Annotated in this window: 16 protein-coding genes; 4 read left to right on the top strand and 12 right to left on the bottom strand. The window is 52.6% G+C overall.

Translation table 11 applies throughout. The features are described from left to right. Positions 1 to 2 precede the first annotated feature (2 nt). From GOW56_RS07755 to GOW56_RS07740, 4 genes are all read right to left on the bottom strand, one after another. Positions 3 to 191, bottom strand: a complete 189-nt coding sequence (locus tag GOW56_RS07755; RefSeq protein ID WP_058274732.1) for a hypothetical protein — start codon at positions 189 to 191, stop codon at positions 3 to 5. After that, entirely contained in the window at positions 188 to 1,126 is a 939-nt protein-coding gene (locus tag GOW56_RS07750; protein WP_171115165.1) for a carbohydrate ABC transporter permease, read from the bottom strand. The genes GOW56_RS07755 and GOW56_RS07750 overlap by 4 nt, the downstream gene beginning before the upstream one ends. Continuing rightward, on the bottom strand, positions 1,123 to 2,070 hold the full coding sequence (locus tag GOW56_RS07745) for a carbohydrate ABC transporter permease (protein ID WP_171115163.1): 948 nt from the start codon (positions 2,068 to 2,070) through the stop codon (positions 1,123 to 1,125). Before GOW56_RS07745 ends, GOW56_RS07750 begins: the two co-directional genes overlap by 4 nt. An 80-nt stretch (positions 2,071 to 2,150) precedes the next feature. Then, complete coding sequence (locus tag GOW56_RS07740) at positions 2,151 to 3,470, bottom strand: ABC transporter substrate-binding protein (protein WP_171205555.1); 1,320 nt, start codon at positions 3,468 to 3,470, stop codon at positions 2,151 to 2,153. A 400-nt stretch (positions 3,471 to 3,870) separates the two neighbouring features. Between GOW56_RS07740 and GOW56_RS07735 the strand changes: the two genes are divergently transcribed. Continuing rightward, positions 3,871 to 4,653 carry an MOSC domain-containing protein gene (locus GOW56_RS07735; protein WP_171205507.1) on the top strand — a complete coding sequence of 261 codons (783 nt, stop codon included), beginning with the start codon at positions 3,871 to 3,873 and terminating at the stop codon, positions 4,651 to 4,653. Positions 4,654 to 5,563: 910 nt separating this feature from the next. Here GOW56_RS07735 and GOW56_RS07730 read toward each other — a convergent pair. Then, the gene (locus GOW56_RS07730; protein WP_254447174.1) at positions 5,564 to 6,385 is read right to left on the bottom strand and encodes a phytanoyl-CoA dioxygenase family protein; all 822 of its coding nucleotides are present in this window, start codon (positions 6,383 to 6,385) and stop codon (positions 5,564 to 5,566) included. Further along, positions 6,378 to 7,436, bottom strand: a complete 1,059-nt coding sequence (locus GOW56_RS07725) for an L-idonate 5-dehydrogenase (protein ID WP_171205505.1) — start codon at positions 7,434 to 7,436, stop codon at positions 6,378 to 6,380. The genes GOW56_RS07730 and GOW56_RS07725 overlap by 8 nt, the downstream gene beginning before the upstream one ends. Positions 7,437 to 7,505: 69 nt before the next feature. Here GOW56_RS07725 and GOW56_RS07720 point away from each other — a divergent pair, with 69 nt between their 5' ends. Then, positions 7,506 to 8,273: an SDR family oxidoreductase gene (locus GOW56_RS07720; RefSeq protein ID WP_171167428.1), complete on the top strand. Its 768-nt coding sequence runs from the start codon at positions 7,506 to 7,508 to the stop codon at positions 8,271 to 8,273. 48 nt (positions 8,274 to 8,321) lie between these two features. On the opposite strand, the gene GOW56_RS07715 is transcribed toward GOW56_RS07720, so the two are convergent. From GOW56_RS07715 to GOW56_RS07695, 5 genes are read right to left on the bottom strand one after another with little or no spacing between them, the layout of a single operon-like run. Then, entirely contained in the window at positions 8,322 to 8,912 is a 591-nt protein-coding gene (locus GOW56_RS07715) for a LysE family translocator (protein WP_171205504.1), read from the bottom strand. A 16-nt stretch (positions 8,913 to 8,928) separates the two neighbouring features. Beyond that, on the bottom strand, positions 8,929 to 9,888 hold the full coding sequence (locus tag GOW56_RS07710) for a 2-hydroxyacid dehydrogenase (protein WP_254447173.1): 960 nt from the start codon (positions 9,886 to 9,888) through the stop codon (positions 8,929 to 8,931). After that, complete coding sequence (locus tag GOW56_RS07705; RefSeq protein ID WP_171205503.1) at positions 9,845 to 10,693, bottom strand: fumarylacetoacetate hydrolase family protein; 849 nt, start codon at positions 10,691 to 10,693, stop codon at positions 9,845 to 9,847. The genes GOW56_RS07710 and GOW56_RS07705 overlap by 44 nt, the downstream gene beginning before the upstream one ends. Positions 10,694 to 10,704: 11 nt before the next feature. Further along, the gene (locus GOW56_RS07700; RefSeq protein ID WP_171205502.1) at positions 10,705 to 12,501 is read right to left on the bottom strand and encodes an IlvD/Edd family dehydratase; all 1,797 of its coding nucleotides are present in this window, start codon (positions 12,499 to 12,501) and stop codon (positions 10,705 to 10,707) included. Beyond that, on the bottom strand, positions 12,498 to 13,256 hold the full coding sequence (locus GOW56_RS07695; RefSeq protein WP_171115147.1) for an SDR family oxidoreductase: 759 nt from the start codon (positions 13,254 to 13,256) through the stop codon (positions 12,498 to 12,500). The genes GOW56_RS07700 and GOW56_RS07695 overlap by 4 nt, the downstream gene beginning before the upstream one ends. A 106-nt stretch (positions 13,257 to 13,362) precedes the next feature. On the opposite strand from GOW56_RS07695, the gene GOW56_RS07690 reads away from it, so the two are divergent. Both GOW56_RS07690 and denD read left to right on the top strand, forming a co-directional pair. After that, complete coding sequence (locus GOW56_RS07690; RefSeq protein WP_371807883.1) at positions 13,363 to 14,331, top strand: NAD(P)-dependent oxidoreductase; 969 nt, start codon at positions 13,363 to 13,365, stop codon at positions 14,329 to 14,331. After that, positions 14,328 to 15,296, top strand: a complete 969-nt coding sequence (gene denD / locus GOW56_RS07685; protein ID WP_171205501.1) for a D-erythronate dehydrogenase — start codon at positions 14,328 to 14,330, stop codon at positions 15,294 to 15,296. The genes GOW56_RS07690 and denD overlap by 4 nt, the downstream gene beginning before the upstream one ends. On the opposite strand, the gene GOW56_RS07680 is transcribed toward denD, so the two are convergent. Then, positions 15,293 to 15,943 (bottom strand): GntR family transcriptional regulator, encoded by a 651-nt coding sequence (locus GOW56_RS07680; RefSeq protein WP_171115139.1) that lies wholly within the window; start codon positions 15,941 to 15,943, stop codon positions 15,293 to 15,295. The genes denD and GOW56_RS07680 overlap by 4 nt on opposite strands. Positions 15,944 to 16,125 lie beyond the last annotated feature (182 nt).

Here is a 16,125-nt window from a genome sequence, read left to right as displayed (position 1 = left end):
TTCTACTCCGGAAAATGGCTGACGATGATGAACATGACGGTTCCGATCAGCGTGACGATGAAGGAATAGGTGAACGCCCAAAGGACAAAGGGCTGCATCAGCATGAAGACACCCAGTGCGATCAGGATGGTGGCGACCATCTCCCACGGGCCGCGGCGGAGCCGCATCAATCCGGTAAGAAACTCGCTCATTTGCGTACGGCTCCGAATGTGATCCCGCGCAGCAGGTGTTTGCGCATCAGGATGGTGAAAATCATAACGGGGATCAGGAAGATCGTCGCACCGGCCGCAACCGCAGGCCAATCCAGACCGCCAATACCGATGATGGTGGGGATGAACGGGGGCGCTGTCTGCGCGTTGGCCGAAGTCAGCAGCACGGCGAAAGCATATTCATTCCATGCGAAGATCAGGCAGAAGATCGCAGTTGACGCAATGCCTGTGGCGGCTTGCGGCAGCACCACTTTGTAGAAGGCTTGAAACCTCGTGTAGCCATCTATGAGGGCGGCTTCCTCGTACTCTCTTGGAATTTCGTCGATGAACCCTTTCAGCAACCAGACCGCCAGAGAGATATTCACGCCCGTATACAGGAGGATCATTCCCAGATGCGTGTCGCTCAGCCCAAGGTTTCTGAACATCAGGAAGATCGGGATGGCGACAGCGACCGGAGGCATCATCCTTGTACTAAGAATGAAGAACAGAAGGTCGTCTTTGAGCGGTACCTTGAACCTGCTGAACGCATAGGCGGCCAGCGTGCCGAGGAAGATACTCAAGAACGTGGAGCCAAATCCGATGATGACCGAATTCATGAAACGCTCGCCGAACTTGGAGGGCCCAACGATCACCATGTCATATTGGCGGACGATCTCATCGGCCCAGTTCTGCGGCGGGTTGGCTTCCAGAAACTCCTGCGTCTGCCTGGTGCGCGTGGTGAAAAGATTGACGTAACCTTCGAGCGTTGGGTCAAAGACCACTTTGGGCGGGTAGCTGATCGCGTCGGCAGGGGACTTGAACCCAGTCAGCAAAATCCACACCAGCGGGATCATCGTGATCAGCGCATAAGTGATGACCAGGATTCCTGCGATCCATTTGGACCGGTTCGAAGGTTCAGTGACGGAAAAGCCGCTCATCTCTGCTTCACCTTGTTCAGGGCTTTGACGTAAATCGACGCAAGGCCGAACACAGTGACGAACAGGATGATTGCATAAGCCGATGCATACCCTGTACGCCACTTCTCAAACGCCTCTCGCTTGAGATTGATCGAAGTGAGTTCCGTAACGGACCCCGGCCCACCGCCGGTCAACTGCACCACCAGATCAAACATTTTGAAGTTCTCGATCCCTCGAAACAGCACCGCCAGCATCAGGAATGGCAGCACCATCGGGATCGTAATCGTAAAGAACTGCCGCAGCTTGCTGGCCCTGTCGATCTCGGCCGCCTCGTAGATGTAATCGGGAATACTGCGCAGCCCGGCCAGGCAGATCAGCATCACAAACGGCGTCCACATCCATGTGTCGACGATGACGATGGCCCAGGGCGCCAACGTCACCGAACCCAGCATCTCAAAACTTGACGGGTCTTTGCCGGTGAACCACGAAACGATATAGTTGAACAGGCCGATCTGAGGCTGATAGAGAAACTTCCAAAAGTTCCCGACGACAGCAGGGGACAGCATCATTGGCAAGACAATAATCGTGGTCCACAGGTCATTTCCCTTAAACTTCTTGTTGATTAGCCACGCCAAAGTGAACCCGATCAGAACCTGAAAAAAGATCGTCCAGAACAGAAAATGCGCCGTCGCCTGCATATTCAACCAGGTGTCGGAATCCGTCAGGATACGCTCGTAATTCCTGAACCCGACATCCTTGACCTCGCGCCCTATCCGATTGGCTTTGTAGTTGGTAAAGCTAAGCTGGATTGTCCAAATCAACGGAAAAATGTTGATTGCAAGCAGCAGGAAGATCGTCGGGGAAATGAATATCCAAGCAATTGCTCGATCGGATAAGCCTCTGATTTTGCGCGCAACTCGCGTGGGCGTTGCCTGCGCAACGCGATCTATGGTCCGGTCAGACATTTCTTTGCCAGTTCTTGTCGGTTTGGGACACACGGGTCATGGTGGAGCGGGCTTGAACCCGCTCCTGCCCTGCTTCCGGATTAAAGCTTGCCTTCGTCTTCGAAGACTTCGGTCCAATCCTCGATCAAAAGATCAAGCGCTTCCTGGGCGGTGCCTTGATCGGCGACAACGTAGTCATGGATACGTTTCTGCATGGCCAACAGCAGTTCCGCATAAGCAGGCTCCTGCCAGAAGTCCTGCACACCTGCCATGGCTTCCAGAAAGTCACCGGCAAAGGGTTGGCTGTCCACGAAGCCGGGGTCTTCCAGCACGGAATTATGTGCTGAATAACCACCCAGTTCCCACCATTTGGCCTGAACTTCGGGTTGCGCGAACCACTTGATGTACTCAAGCGCGGCATCCTGTTTGTCAGAATAGCTGACGACAGAAATCCCTTGCCCGCCCAACGTTGAACCTGCCTGATTTTGCGGCGGGTTCACGAAGAAGTCGATCTTGTCGCCACCGGTATTGGGATCGGCATAGAGGCCCGGGAAGAATGCAAACCAATTCATGGCCATGGCGACCTGACCTGACTTAAAGGCGTCCAGGCTTTCACCCATGTAAGAGTTTGTGTACCCCGGAGGTGTGGCTGTTTTGTAGAACTCTTTGTAGAATTCCAGCGCTTCGACGGCTTCGGGTGAATTCACGGCGCCTTCCATGTCATACGAGCCCGGCGTATTTTCATACTTGAACCCCCAAGGGTAAAGCGCACTCGTCACGCCCATTGTTATCCCTTCCGAACCGCGCTCGGTAAAGATCGCAGCGCCGTACACGGTTTTTCCGTCGATCTCGCGACCTTGGAAAAATTGCGCAATCTGCAACAGCTCTTTCTGGGATTCCGGTTCACGCAAATCTTGACCGGTTGCTTCTTTGTAGGCGGCTTGGATATCGGGATCTTCGAACCAGTCCTTGCGATAGAACCAACCGTTCGCATCACCCATTGCAGGCAGCGCATAGTAATTTGGCGTGCCCTTTGGCCAAGTCGAATAAGCGTACACAGTTGCCGGCGCGAAATCATCCATACTGATGCCTTCAGCATCAAAGAAGTCATTCAGCTTTACATAGTGACCGTTCTCAGCTCCGCCGCCAATCCATTGGCTGTCCCCGATCAGCAGGTCACAAAGCTTCCCTCCGGAATTCAGCTCGTTCAGCATGCGGTCCGCAAAGTTCGGCCAAGGCACAAACTCGAAGTTCATTGTGTGGCCAGACTCGGCCTCGAATTCCTTGGATAGCTCAACCAGCGCGTTGGCCGGGTCCCATGCCGCCCAACACAGTGTCAGGTCTTCAGCATTTGCCTTGGTAGAAAGAGTAGTAGCGGCAAGGACTATTGCGCTGGTAGACGCCAGTTTTGAGTAAGTCATCCATTCCTCCCTTTTTAACGCCGTCAATCGAGGATGTGCGAATCGCGGCATACTTCCAAGGCTATTTGAGGTACGCACCTCAAGTCTAGATAATTTTGAGGTTCGTACCTCAAAATGCCCCATGTAACTTAAATTTACGCTACTAATTCATTGTTTTTGAACAATTTACGCTGCACCATTTCCTTCCGCATACTTTCCAACAATCCACAGGAAAAACCGATAGTCTCAAAACAGTTCTTTGAAACTGACCTGCTGGCAGCTTTGGATAGCCAGTTCTCACAGGCCCTGCATTGCTGGATTTCCGGCTTTACGCCCCCCGCCCGAACGCGTGGAAATCGATGGCCCAGAAGACGCAAGACGAGCCAAATTCGGCTGTTCACGACGGATCGGAAACCAACGCATGAGCGAACTCACCATTGTCAGAATGAAGCGTTACCCTATCAAGGGTCTGAGTCCGGAGCCGCTGAAAACAGTCAACCTGAGCGCGGGTGAGGGTGTACCTGGTGACCGCCTTTTCGGCTTTGCTCGCTACAATTCCGGCTTTGACCCGACTGACCCAAAGCCACTTCCTAAAGACCGCTTTGTTGTTTTGCTGAAAGAAGCTGGGCTTGCGGGTCTCAGGACACGTTTCGACGCAACAACTCAGCAGTTGGAAATTGATGTGGACGGCCGCACCCACTGCTTCCGCATGAGCGAGCCCCAAGGAAAAACCGATGCCGCCAGACTCCTCTACGATACGCTGGAACTACAGGATCCTGAACCGCCTAGATTCGTGTCTTCGCACCCGCATCGTTTCACGGATGTTTCAGTCGTTTCACCGAAGATGATGAATGCGATATCGGTTCTCAACTTAAGCTCTATTGATGCGTTAAGCAGAAAGTTGCGCACAGACATTCACCCGGACAGATTTCGGGCGAATATCGAAATTGACGGATTGCCACCGTTTTCCGAGCTGAGCTCTGTCGGTTCCACCTTTGTGTTCGGCGATGTCAGGCTGCGGATACTCTCGCGGACGAAAAGATGCGCCGCTACCGAGGTGAATCCTGAGACGGCCCTACGAGACTTGAACATTCCGTTCTTACTTCGAACCCATCTGGGCCATATGGATATGGGGGTTTACGTAGAAGTGCTGGATGGCGGCACCCTCTTTGCTGGCCAAAAAGGAAAATGCCCGCAGGAATAAGTGGCCCAATTGATCAGACACTTAAACGTCTCCGGAATTCTTTTGGCATTCATCGGACGTGATCAGACCAACCTGTGCTCGGAACCACGTAATGCAACTCGCGAAAATTGCAGCATGAATCCAGATCGTCGAATGGAAATGATGCGAAACGGATACAAATGGCGGTGCTGTACGACAAATTGGAAGCAGTCTCTGCTAAGCCAGTACAGCTGCCCTTTTTGCCGCACCAAGTTCGCGCGGCCCGGCGAGAGCGACTGTGCGTGTTCGCTTGAAGGTATCTCTGCTGGCTAACGATCTTTTATGGTTGAAGTGGTTGTAGACGGAGGAGTGGACTACAGCGAACTTCTGCAAACTTCGCATGCGCCTAAAACGTAGCATGGCGCGTTCGCGTCGTTGAAACGGCAGGTGCGAATTCTCGACACGGTTTTTAGGCATCTACCAGCTTGCTGATTTTCTGTAGCACCCAAATCTCTGATTGCCGCCACAGATTATCGGGCTGGCCGTTGATCTTAAAAAAACCTCATCCACATGCCACTTCCATTTTTGAGTACGCCCGCTGCTGCTGGACCCGTTTTCTAAGGATTTCCGTGGCGAACATTGGGCCGAACCGGGTCCACCAGTATCGAACTGCCTCCTGGCTCACATCTATCCTACGCTCATTCATCAGGTCTTCGACATTGTAAAAGGCACAGGAAACCGAAGGTACAATATCACGGCCCGACGAATGATCCTGGGGTTGGCCTAGAATTCCTTGAATGGGCCTGGGTTGGTCACAGGTGGAGGCTTCGAAAGCCCCTGCCCGTTTCAACCCGAGTTCTTCTGACAAGACCCTTTTAGATGTCCACCTGTTCTCGCAATTCAGGTCTGCTTTGGGGTTGGTGTAATAATGGTTCAGAGCTTGCGAAGGAAATCACTGCACTCCGGCGAAAAGTATTTGTTTCTTGCGGTCTGCATCCCTTTGACACAAATCGAAATCGCACTCATGCAAAAAGCCCCGAGGGGAAGGCGCAACTAAGAAATGCCCAAAATCATCTCGCCCTGCGACTAGCGCAACCAAAGTTTTCACGCCGTTTTTCTGTTTCATTGAGGGTTTTATGAAACGCAACGCCGCGCCAATGCGTCTGTCGTCAGTGTAATTGGGTCCCGATGCGTGAAAGAGATGCCCGTGATGCATGGATGCCTGCCCCGCACGCAATTCCGCAGCCACTGCATCTTGTTCGTTCACATCGACTGCGATTTCCTGCCCGCGTGATAACAGATTGTTTTTGCTGAAGGTGTCTACGTGAGGCACGATACGGCTTTTATGGCTGCCTGGAACAAACTTCATACACCCGCTTTGCTCAGACGCTTCTGAAATCGCAACCCAACAAGTAACCTCTTCTGCATCATCCAATCCCCAATAGGTCAAGTCCTGGTGCCACGAGACGATTTTCGATGATCGCGCCTCTTTTACGAAAAGTGCACCGCTCCAAACCATGAGGTCCGGCCCCAACACCGTTGAAGCAGCCTCAATCAGCTTCGAATGGCGGAGAAGTGCATCGAATGATGGTATCAGCCTGTCCGGATACGAGTATAGAAGCTTGAGTTTCTCTGGGTCATCTCTGAGGGTGCGCTCTGCTTTCTCAAAATCATCGCGCAGCGTTTGAACCTCGGAAACTGTCAGGATATCCAGCGGAGCCACGAAACCATCTCTTTCATAAGTCGTCGCTATATCAGGCATTCGTTTAACCATTGTCATTATCCGGAAATGTTAACTGCACCTTCATTGATTGGCTTCGATCAGACGCAACCTCGAAAGCAGTGACAGCCTCCCCAACTTCGAAGGAATGCGTCACCAGATGGTCGACGTTTAGTAGTCCGTTTCGCATCATTTCGACAGCGACCGCGAACTCGGAATGGAAACGGAAAGATCCGCGAAGTGCAATCTCTTTTGCAGTCAACGCCTGCATCGGCACTGTCATGTCTCCGCCCAGGCCAAGCTGAACCAAAGTTCCACGCGGGCGCAAGCATGCGACGCCAGAAGCCAGGGCCGATTGAGCCCCGGAACATTCCAGTTGGACGTCAATCTGGCCCTTGTCCTTTTCAAACCGTTCCAACATTTGCGGATCAGTGTAGGTGTTGATGACATCGTCTGCCCCGCATTCACGCGCTATGGCTAGGGTCTGGTCCGAGATATCTGTCGCGACTATTCTGGCCGCCCCAGAACGACGTGCCACCAAGATCGTAAGGCAGCCGATCGGGCCGCATCCGGTGATAAGCACCGTTTTACCCACCAGGCTTCCAGCTTGTTTAACCGCGTGCAAACAAACCGCCAGCGGTTCTGCCATAGCGGCCTGTGCAGGGCTCAACCCGTCTGCCGGAACACATTGACTGGCTTTCGCCACGAGTTTGCTCCGAAAAGCGCCTTGGATATGCGGGAACGGCATTGCGCTGCCATAGAACTTCATATCAAGACAGTGGTTTTGCTGCCCGTTCAGACAATAGTAGCAGGCTTGGCAGGGGCGGGATGGAGAAACTGCAACCAATTGACCTAGGTTCAGCCCCTGCACACTTGACCCGAATTCTACGATTTCGCCGGCGACTTCGTGTCCAAGCACCATCGGTTGAAGCAACTTGATCGCGCCGAAGCCACCGTGGTTGTAATAATGCAGGTCAGAGCCGCAAATCCCCCCCACGCGCAATGCAATTAAAACTTCGTCTTGTCCCAGGTCGCGTACATCCCGGTTTTCCAACCTCAGATCTTTCGCAGCATGGATAACAACAGCAACACTGGCCGAAGACATTGCGCAGACTCCCTATACACATCGCCAAAAGATACGGATAGTCGGTGCCGACAACCAAGGGATTTTTGCATGACGCTTGAAATGTTCAGCCTAAGTGGAACTCGGGCGCTGATAACAGGCTCCAGTCAGGGAATTGGATTTGCACTGGCACGAGGTTTGGCTGCTGCCGGTGCGCAGGTCGTTTTGAACGGGCGCGACACCACAAAACTGGCGGCAGCAGCCTCCGAACTAAGTGAAACAGGCGCCTCGGTACGGGAACTTGCGTTCGATGCGACCGATCATGAAGGCGTCCGATCTGCTGTGGACGACTTTGAAGAAAAGGTTGGCCCGATAGACATCCTGATAAACAACGCCGGAATGCAACATAGGGCGGAGTTACAGGATTTCCCCGCTGATGCCTTCGAACGCTTGCTACAAACAAATGTAGCGTCCGTCTTTCATGTCGGTCAGGCAGTGGCACGACACATGATTGAAAGAAAATCAGGTAAGATCATTAACATTGCGTCGGTTCAATCCGCATTGGCAAGACCGGGTATTGCGCCTTACACGGCGACAAAAGGTGCCGTGACCAACCTTACAAAAGGAATGGCAACTGATTGGGCTAAGTATGGTCTAAACTGCAATGCCATTGCGCCTGGATATTTCGATACACCTTTGAACGCCGCATTGGTTGCTGACCCAGCGTTTAGTGCATGGCTCGAGAAACGTACCCCGGCCGGTCGCTGGGGCAATGTAGAAGAACTTGTCGGTGCCGCCATATTCCTTGCGTCCCCTGCATCCAGTTTCGTCAATGGACATACTCTCTATGTCGATGGTGGAATAACGGCGTCACTTTGATTTGTGGCTTTCAATCCTCTGCTGAATGCGACTGACCGAAGATATCGTTTACAGCGCCGACGCCAAAGCAATCACCACAACAACAATCAAGGAAGCCGCCATCGCAAAGTTGATCCTTCGATGCGATCTTTGGCTTATATCAAGGCTGCCCAGTTTTGCGCCAGCACCCAGCCAGATCATGTGCACTGGCACCCAGATCATATTGAATACAAGGATTTTTATGACGACCTCCCAAACGGGCGCATCGGGCAAAAAGGCAAACCCTGAAAACAATGCTGTGCTGACCACGTAAGCCTTGGGATTAATGAACTGAAGTGTCAGCCCGTTCGCAAAACCAAGTGGCGAAACCGCTGGAGAAAACCCGACCTTTGAGCCAGCGCTGGCAATTCGCCAGGCCAGAAATACCAAATACCCGAGTGAGGCGCATAGCAGCAAAGTTCTGAGCGCCGGTATAGCCAAAGCTACCGCAGCGACTCCAGAGACAACCAACATCATGTTGATGAACCCGCCCAGCATCAAACCAGCCACAAAGGCAAGTCCAGCTCGAAAACCAAATGCCGATCCAATACCCGCAGTTGTTAGAACACCCGGGCCCGGCGTAATCAGCAGAAAGAAAACCGCGACAGCAAACTCAAACACTCTTCAGATTGGCCTTTTACAGATCTCTGCATTCTGGCACAGCTGTGATCACCGATCCGTCCTTAAGGTGTTGCAGAAGATTGTCGACGGTTAGGTCACCCATAGCTGCACGCGTCTCAATAGTCGCGCTACCAGCGTGAGGGAGCAGAACGACATTGGACATCTCGCGCAACGCTTTTGGAACACGCGGTTCGTCCTCGAAAACATCAAGCCCCGCCCACCCAAGCTCGCCGTTTTGCAATGCGTTGATAAGGGCAGTTTCGTCGACGACCGAACCTCGACTAACGTTTATCAGAGTGCCGCCCGCCCCCAACGCGCGAAGCACCTCAGCGTTGACCAGCCTATTGGTCGACGGACCGCCGGGCGTGATGCATATGAGGACGTCAACATGTTCTGCCATTTCAACCAAATTGTCGAAATAACGGTACGGGACATCCTTTTGATTGCGGGTATGATAAGAGATTTCGGGGGCCCACGGCTCTAACTTATCAACGATCGCCTGACCAATGCGACCAAGACCAAGAATGCCTATCTTTTGATTGTCTGCTGATCGGGTCAAAGGGGCATTGCCTTCAACCTCCCACCGTCCGGACCGAACGTAATTGTCGTCACGTACAAGCTCTCGGTAACATGACAGCAATAGCAGAACGGCGGTGGTTGCTACTTCTTTGTTCAAAACATCGGGTGTGTGCGTCACACAAATCCCGCGCTCAGCCGCGGCATTTGCGTCTACGGCGTCGTAACCGACTCCATAGACGCTGATCATCTTAAGATTACTGAGTGATGTCATCAGGTCATGCGGAACACCATCGTGCCCGTTCGTTACGATATGCGTAATACTATCCGCGTTGAAATCGTCCAATTGATGAATGTCGAACGCTGCGGACAGGCGTTCTCGCATCCGTTCAGTGATCCCGCCGATTTGCAATAAGTCAGTCATCTTGGCCGACCGTTTGCCGCTGAACACCAAGCCCATCGATGCGAAGCTCCATTACGTCGCCTTTTTTCAGGTAAACTGGTTCCGGTTTGATCCCCATTCCGACGCCGGGCGGTGTTCCAGTTGAAATGACGTCACCGGGGTGCAGTGTGAAAAGTTGGCTTAGATGTTCAATGATCTCGGCAACGGAAAAGATCATCGTAGATGTATTCCCGGTTTGCATGCGCTGACCGTTTACATCCAGTGACATACCAAGACTTTGAGGATCCGGCACCTCATCCCGGGTCACTAGCCAAGGACCTGTGGGGCCAAATGTGTCGCAAGACTTGCCTTTGGTCCATTGACCGGTCAATTGAGTTTGAAAGTGCCTTTCAGACACATCGTTCACGATGCAATAACCGGCAACGTATTCGAGCGCATCAGCCTTGGACACGTATTTGGCCGTTTTGCCGATGACGACGCCCAGTTCGCATTCCCAGTCGGTGTGAGTAGATCCGCGCGGCATGACAACATCATCATAGGCACCAATGACGGCTGAGTTTGCCTTGAAAAAAAGTATCGGATGCTCTGGAATATCTGCGCCGGTTTCTGCGGCATGGTCCGAGTAATTCAAACCGATGCAAAGAAATTTTCCGATGCCACCGACACACGGTGCGATACGAGGATCCCCCTCGACAATTGGCAGGTTATTCGGATCCAATGAGCGCAGATTATCAAGCGTTCCGTCATCCAGAACATCGCCCGTAACATCATTGATGTGGGCGGACAAATCCCGCAATTGACCCTGGGAATCGACCAAAGCAGGCTTTTCCGAGCCCTCGGCTCCGTAACGAACAAGTTTCATTTCAGTTCCTTTTAGTGATTGTCGCGTGGCATGAAGCCTCGCGCGATATCGCGGTAGTTTTCGGCACCCTTGAGCGTCATACCGCGATCCAACCGATCTACTTTTTCGCGGAATATTTCCTGCCATGGGGATTGATTGGGCGGCATTGTATACCCACCCTTTGCCTCCAGATCGCGGGCGCGTTCATGCAGCTCTTCAAGCGAAACCAGCATATCTGCAGTGCCTTTGCTTAGATCGATGCGCAGTCGGTCGCCAGTTCGCACCAAGGCCAACCCACCGCCCTCTGCAGCTTCTGGTGAAGCATTCAGGATAGACGGGCTTCCTGAGGTGCCGGATTGCCGGCCATCACCGATGCAAGGAAGGGCTTCGATGCCTTGTTTCAACAAATATGCAGGCGGACGCATGTTCACGACCTCTGCGGCACCCGGGTACCCTTTTGGTCCTGCTCCGCGCATAATCAGAATACAGTTTGCATCGATTTTTTCGGCGGGATCATCGATCCGATGGTGAAAATCCTCGGGCCCATCAAACACAACCGCCCTGCCCTCAAATGCATTAGGATCATCCGGGTTCGACAAGTAGGTCTCTCGAAATGCCTGCGAAATCACAGATGTCTTCATAATCGCACTCTCGAACAAGTTGCCCGAGAGATTGATGAACCCCGCCTGTGGCTTAACCGGGCTACTGACAAGCTTGATTACGTCGCTATTCTGAGACCGGCGCGTCGAGCAATTTTTGCCTATCGTCTTACCGTTCACCGTTATCGCATCGGGATGCGGCAGCAATCCAGCATCAAGAAGCTCTCCCACAACGGCGGGAACACCCCCGGCCTGTTGGTAATCTTCGCCCAGATATTTACCCGCAGGCTGCATGTTAACCAACAGAGGAACGTCGTGGCCAAGCTTCTGCCAATCATCGTTGTTCAATGGAACACCAAGATGCCGGGCGATCGCATTCAGGTGTATCGGCGCGTTCGTCGATCCACCGATCGCCGAGTTTATGACAATCGCATTCTCAAAAGCCTGACGTGTCATCACATCACTGGGGCGTAGATCCTCCCAGACCATGTCCACAATGCGTTTACCCGTTTCATAACTGATTTGACCGCGCTCTCTGTACGGGGCTGGTATGGCTGCTGATCCTGGCAATTGCATACCCAAGGCTTCAGCAAGCGAATTCATGGTCGTTGCTGTTCCCATCGTATTGCAATAACCCACCGAAGGTGCCGCGGCGGCTGCGATCTCCATGAACTCATCGGTGTCGATTTCATCAGCCGCAAGGTCTTCGCGCGCTTTCCAAATAACCGTTCCTGATCCGGCGCGCTCACCTTTCCACCAGCCGTTGAGCATTGGGCCGACCGACAGGGCAATCGCTGGGATGTTGACGGTCGCAGCGGCCATAAGAAGTGCGGGCGTGGTCTTGTCGCAACCAATGTTCAGAACAACGCCATCAATCGGATACCCGAATAGACTCTCAACCAGGGACAGATAAGCCAGATTGCGATCGAGAGAGGCCGTTGGCCGTTTACCGGTCTCTTGTATCGGGTGGACCGGTATCTCGATGCACGTTCCCCCGGCGGCGATGATCCCGTCGCGAACGCGTTTGGACAACTCGATATGATGCCGGTTGCAGGGGCTCAAATCACTCCCGGTCTGAGCAATCCCAATGATCGGCTTGCCGGATTGCAGTTCTGCGCGGGTCAATCCGTAATTCAGGTATCTCTCTAGATACAATGCCGTCATCTCAAGGTTCTCAGAATTCATGAACCACTTGCGAGATCGCAGATCATTTTTTGATATTTTAGTCATTGGCCTGACCATCCCCCATCAATTATGTGCGTGTGTCCCGTGGTGAATGCACTTTCATCGCTCGCCAAATAGACGACCAATGCAGCAATCTCTTCTGCCTTCGCTACACGCCCCATGGGCTGACGCGCCACAAATTGTGCAAGGGCTTCTTCTCTGCTGCCCAGTTGCTCGCCCAACGCATCTACGCGGTCACGCCAACTGGGACTGTCGACTGTTCCCGGACAAATGCAATTGCACCGAATTCCTTGTGTTATGAAGTCCACGGCTACCGATTTCGTCAGCCCAACAACAGCAGCCTTAGTTGTTCCATATACAAAACGATTTGGCGCACCGATTATGGAACCCAATGCGGAAGACATGTTGATAATCGAGCCTCCTCCGCGCTCTAGCATCCCCGGCAATACAGCCTTTGTTGTGCGCACCATTGAACGCACATTCAGGTCCATGGCGAAGTCCCATTCTTCATCGGTTGCATCCAGAATAGTTCCATGATGCACGAACCCGGCGCAGTTGAACAAAACATCCGGCCGCGCTCGCGCGACCCCATGATGAATACTGTCATTATTTGTCACATCCATCTCGAAAATTTCGAGATTTTCGAGATTCCGATCGCGAATCAAATTTAGTTTTTCAGGGTCAATATCCGTCGCATAGACTTTCGCACCCTCTCTTGCCATCGCAATTGCGCTTGCAAGTCCGATCCCTTGTGCGGCGGCTGTAACCAGGACGTTTTTTCCCTTAAGTCTCTCTGACATATATATTTTCCGACCCTAAAAGTGGCGACTGGACAAGTGTTGCTTCGTCCCACAGATCAACCGAGAAGCAAAGAAACCTTGGTGGATTTGCAACGACTTCTGGCATGTGGGCCCAGAGCCGTTAGCGTATGACAGAGATTTTGGTTTGGCCATAACCATGCGTGGCGCACCTTCGGAAGGACAGAGGATTATGAGCAAGCAGTTCAAAGTAGCTCTATTGGGAACCGGCCTGATGGGCGCTCCTATGGCGAGGAATATTTTGCGCGCCGAATTTCCGTTAACTGTATGGAACCGCAGCTTGGATAAGGCAAAACCGTTGACGGCGGAAGGCGCGACATTGTCGGAAACTGCCCCGCTGGCGGTTTCGGGTGCAGACGTAATTGTAACGATGCTGTCGGACGGATACGCGAGCGGCGCGCTACTTTCTGACGAGGCTTTCCGCAAACAACTCAAACCCGGAATGATCTGGATTGATATGTCCAGCGCCAAACCCGAACACGCCCGAGAACAATCCGCGCAATTGTCTTCGATGGGGTTGCAGCATCTGGATGCCCCGGTTTCCGGCGGCACCAAAGGTGCCGAAGCTGCCACGCTTGCGATCATGGTCGGTGGTGATCAGGACGTTATGGAGCGCGTGCGACCGGTTCTGTCAGCAATGGGCCGCCCTGTGCATGTAGGCCCAAGTGGTTCTGGTCAATTGTGCAAACTGGCCAACCAGACGATTGTCGCTGTGACTATATCGGCTGTCGCCGAAGCGACTTTACTGGCTCAGCGAGGCGGGGCTCACCCTGCCGCGTTGAGGGCCGCACTGAAGGGGGGATTTGCTGATAGCATTATCTTGCAACAACATGGCGAACGCATGTCTGACGGAAATTTTGTACCCGGAGGTTTGTCCAAGTTTCAGTTAAAGGATTTGGACAACACGCTGGAGGAAGCGCGAAGCCTTGGAGTTGAGCTACCTAGCACCCAATCTGTGCGCGACCGTTTCGAATATCTGATTGACGAAATGGATGGGGCCGAACTGGATCATTCGGCTTTGTATCTAGAACTCAAAAAACGGAACGGAATGCTGTGACGCGGATCCTGATTATAGGCGGCGGAGGAATGCTGGGCCAGAAACTGGCCCATCGCGTGTCGACCCAAGAAACCTTTGGAGCCGATGCCCAAGTTTCACTGTTCGATCTCTCGTTCCCGCCCGACAGTGCGGCAGGTAATCAAATTGTGGGGAACTTGACTGCGTCAGGCATAGCTAAGTCTTTTGCTACGCAGCGGCCAGACGTCATTTTTCATCTTGCAGCTATCGTTTCAGGCCAAGCTGAAACAGACTTTGCGTTGGGTTGGGATGTAAACCTTATGGCAACGTGGGCACTGCTGAACGCACTTAAGGATGAACACGAGGCATCAGGAAGGGAGTACACACCTCGCCTGGTTTTTGCCTCGTCCATAGCAGTTTTCGGGTCACCATTCCCTGAAAAGATAAGCGATGAATTCCTTTCGGCACCTTTGACAAGTTACGGAGCGCAGAAAGCGGCGGCTGAATTGATGATCACGGATTTCAGCAGGAAAGGATATATCGACGGTGTTTCCTTGCGCTTGCCCACTTTGTGTGTGCGCCCGGGCAAGGCCAACGCTGCCGCTTCGTCCTTCTTTTCAGGAATAATCCGCGAGCCATTGAATGGGGATGAGGCTGTCTTGCCAGTTGCCGAAACTGTTCGACACTGGCACGCTAGCCCCCGCGCCGCTGCGACTTTTTTGACCCACGCAGCAACATTGGACACGCAGCTTTTGAATGACCGACGCGCCTTGAACATGCCAGGTGTCAGTTGCACCGTCGCCGAACAAATCGAAGCTCTGCGCAATGTCGCCGGTCAAGACGCTGTTGGCCTAATCAGGCGAAAACCGGACAAGGCAATTGAAGGAATAGTCAAGAATTGGCCGCGCGACTTTCAAACAGATCGCGCTCTGAAGCTGGGGTTTGAGGCGGAATCAAGTTTTGATGAAATCATTCAAGTGTATTTGGAAGACGATTTTAGGCCTTAGTCGCCCATCGTCTTTCCGGTTAGATGGCGTTTCAGATGATTGTGGATTTTCTCCCGTGTTAACTGCTCATCCCCCGACAATGCCGCTTCAAGTATATCTGCATGATGCCTTATGTTCTGAGAAATGAACTCAAAGTTCCGGTCTGCCACCATCAACTGCTGTCTGAATTGCGCGTAAATCCGGCTATGCAATTGTTTTAAGGTTTCCGAGCCACAGGCAGAAATAAGCGTCTGGTGAAACTCCTTCTCCGAGGCAAACCAGATCTCGACAAGGTCGCTTGGGTCGTCCGTGGCGTGAATGCGTTTTTCGATATGGCTGAGTTTGTGATGTGCAGCCGTCAATCTTGCTTCCCAATCCACCCCGCCATTTCGGATCGACATTGCGGTACCTTCGGCCTCCAACAGAACACGGACATGTGTCAATTCGATAAGCTTCTGCGGTGAACGCATTGGTACGCGAAAACCTTTTTGTTCCTGAAAGTCCACCAGACCAACAGCGGCCAAACGAAAAAGGACTTCACGAACCGCACTTGCGGAACAGCCATACACTTTACGTAGTTCTTCGGCCCGCACCTTGGCTCCATGTTCGAATCCATTAGAGATCAGGCGCATCTTAAGGTCTTGATAAATATCTATTTCTTCGTTCATCCCGGCATGCACCTTAAAGTTTTGTCCAAGTAGCGTCCTAACCTTATTTTCGAATTATCGCAAGAATCTCGAAATTTTTAGAAATTTCAATTTTTTCTTGTTGCATTCGATTCGTCGGCTTAACGTTTACCTGCGTGACAGCAAAGGAGGCGGCAAGATCTTCCACACCGCGCAACGCACAA

The organism is Ruegeria sp. HKCCA0235A (assembly GCF_013033235.1).
Classification (GTDB): Bacteria; Pseudomonadota; Alphaproteobacteria; order Rhodobacterales; family Rhodobacteraceae; genus Ruegeria.
Note: the sequence above shows the minus strand (reverse complement) of the source record. Positions and strands in the feature narration are given on the sequence as shown.

Bases quoted from the DNA above. Each gene is read 5' to 3' on its own strand.
- GOW56_RS07755 (WP_058274732.1), bottom strand. From the start codon at position 191: ATGAGCGAGTTTCTTACCGGATTGATGCGGCTCCGCCGCGGCCCGTGG.
- GOW56_RS07750 (WP_171115165.1), bottom strand. From the start codon at position 1,126: ATGAGCGGCTTTTCCGTCACTGAACCTTCGAACCGGTCCAAATGGATC.
- GOW56_RS07745 (WP_171115163.1), bottom strand. From the start codon at position 2,070: ATGTCTGACCGGACCATAGATCGCGTTGCGCAGGCAACGCCCACGCGA.
- GOW56_RS07740 (WP_171205555.1), bottom strand. From the start codon at position 3,470: ATGACTTACTCAAAACTGGCGTCTACCAGCGCAATAGTCCTTGCCGCT.
- GOW56_RS07735 (WP_171205507.1), top strand. From the start codon at position 3,871: ATGAGCGAACTCACCATTGTCAGAATGAAGCGTTACCCTATCAAGGGT.
- GOW56_RS07730 (WP_254447174.1), bottom strand. From the start codon at position 6,385: ATGGTTAAACGAATGCCTGATATAGCGACGACTTATGAAAGAGATGGT.
- GOW56_RS07725 (WP_171205505.1), bottom strand. From the start codon at position 7,436: ATGTCTTCGGCCAGTGTTGCTGTTGTTATCCATGCTGCGAAAGATCTG.
- GOW56_RS07720 (WP_171167428.1), top strand. From the start codon at position 7,506: ATGACGCTTGAAATGTTCAGCCTAAGTGGAACTCGGGCGCTGATAACA.
- GOW56_RS07710 (WP_254447173.1), bottom strand. From the start codon at position 9,888: ATGGGCTTGGTGTTCAGCGGCAAACGGTCGGCCAAGATGACTGACTTA.
- GOW56_RS07705 (WP_171205503.1), bottom strand. From the start codon at position 10,693: ATGAAACTTGTTCGTTACGGAGCCGAGGGCTCGGAAAAGCCTGCTTTG.
- GOW56_RS07700 (WP_171205502.1), bottom strand. From the start codon at position 12,501: ATGACTAAAATATCAAAAAATGATCTGCGATCTCGCAAGTGGTTCATG.
- GOW56_RS07695 (WP_171115147.1), bottom strand. From the start codon at position 13,256: ATGTCAGAGAGACTTAAGGGAAAAAACGTCCTGGTTACAGCCGCCGCA.
- GOW56_RS07680 (WP_171115139.1), bottom strand. From the start codon at position 15,943: ATGAACGAAGAAATAGATATTTATCAAGACCTTAAGATGCGCCTGATC.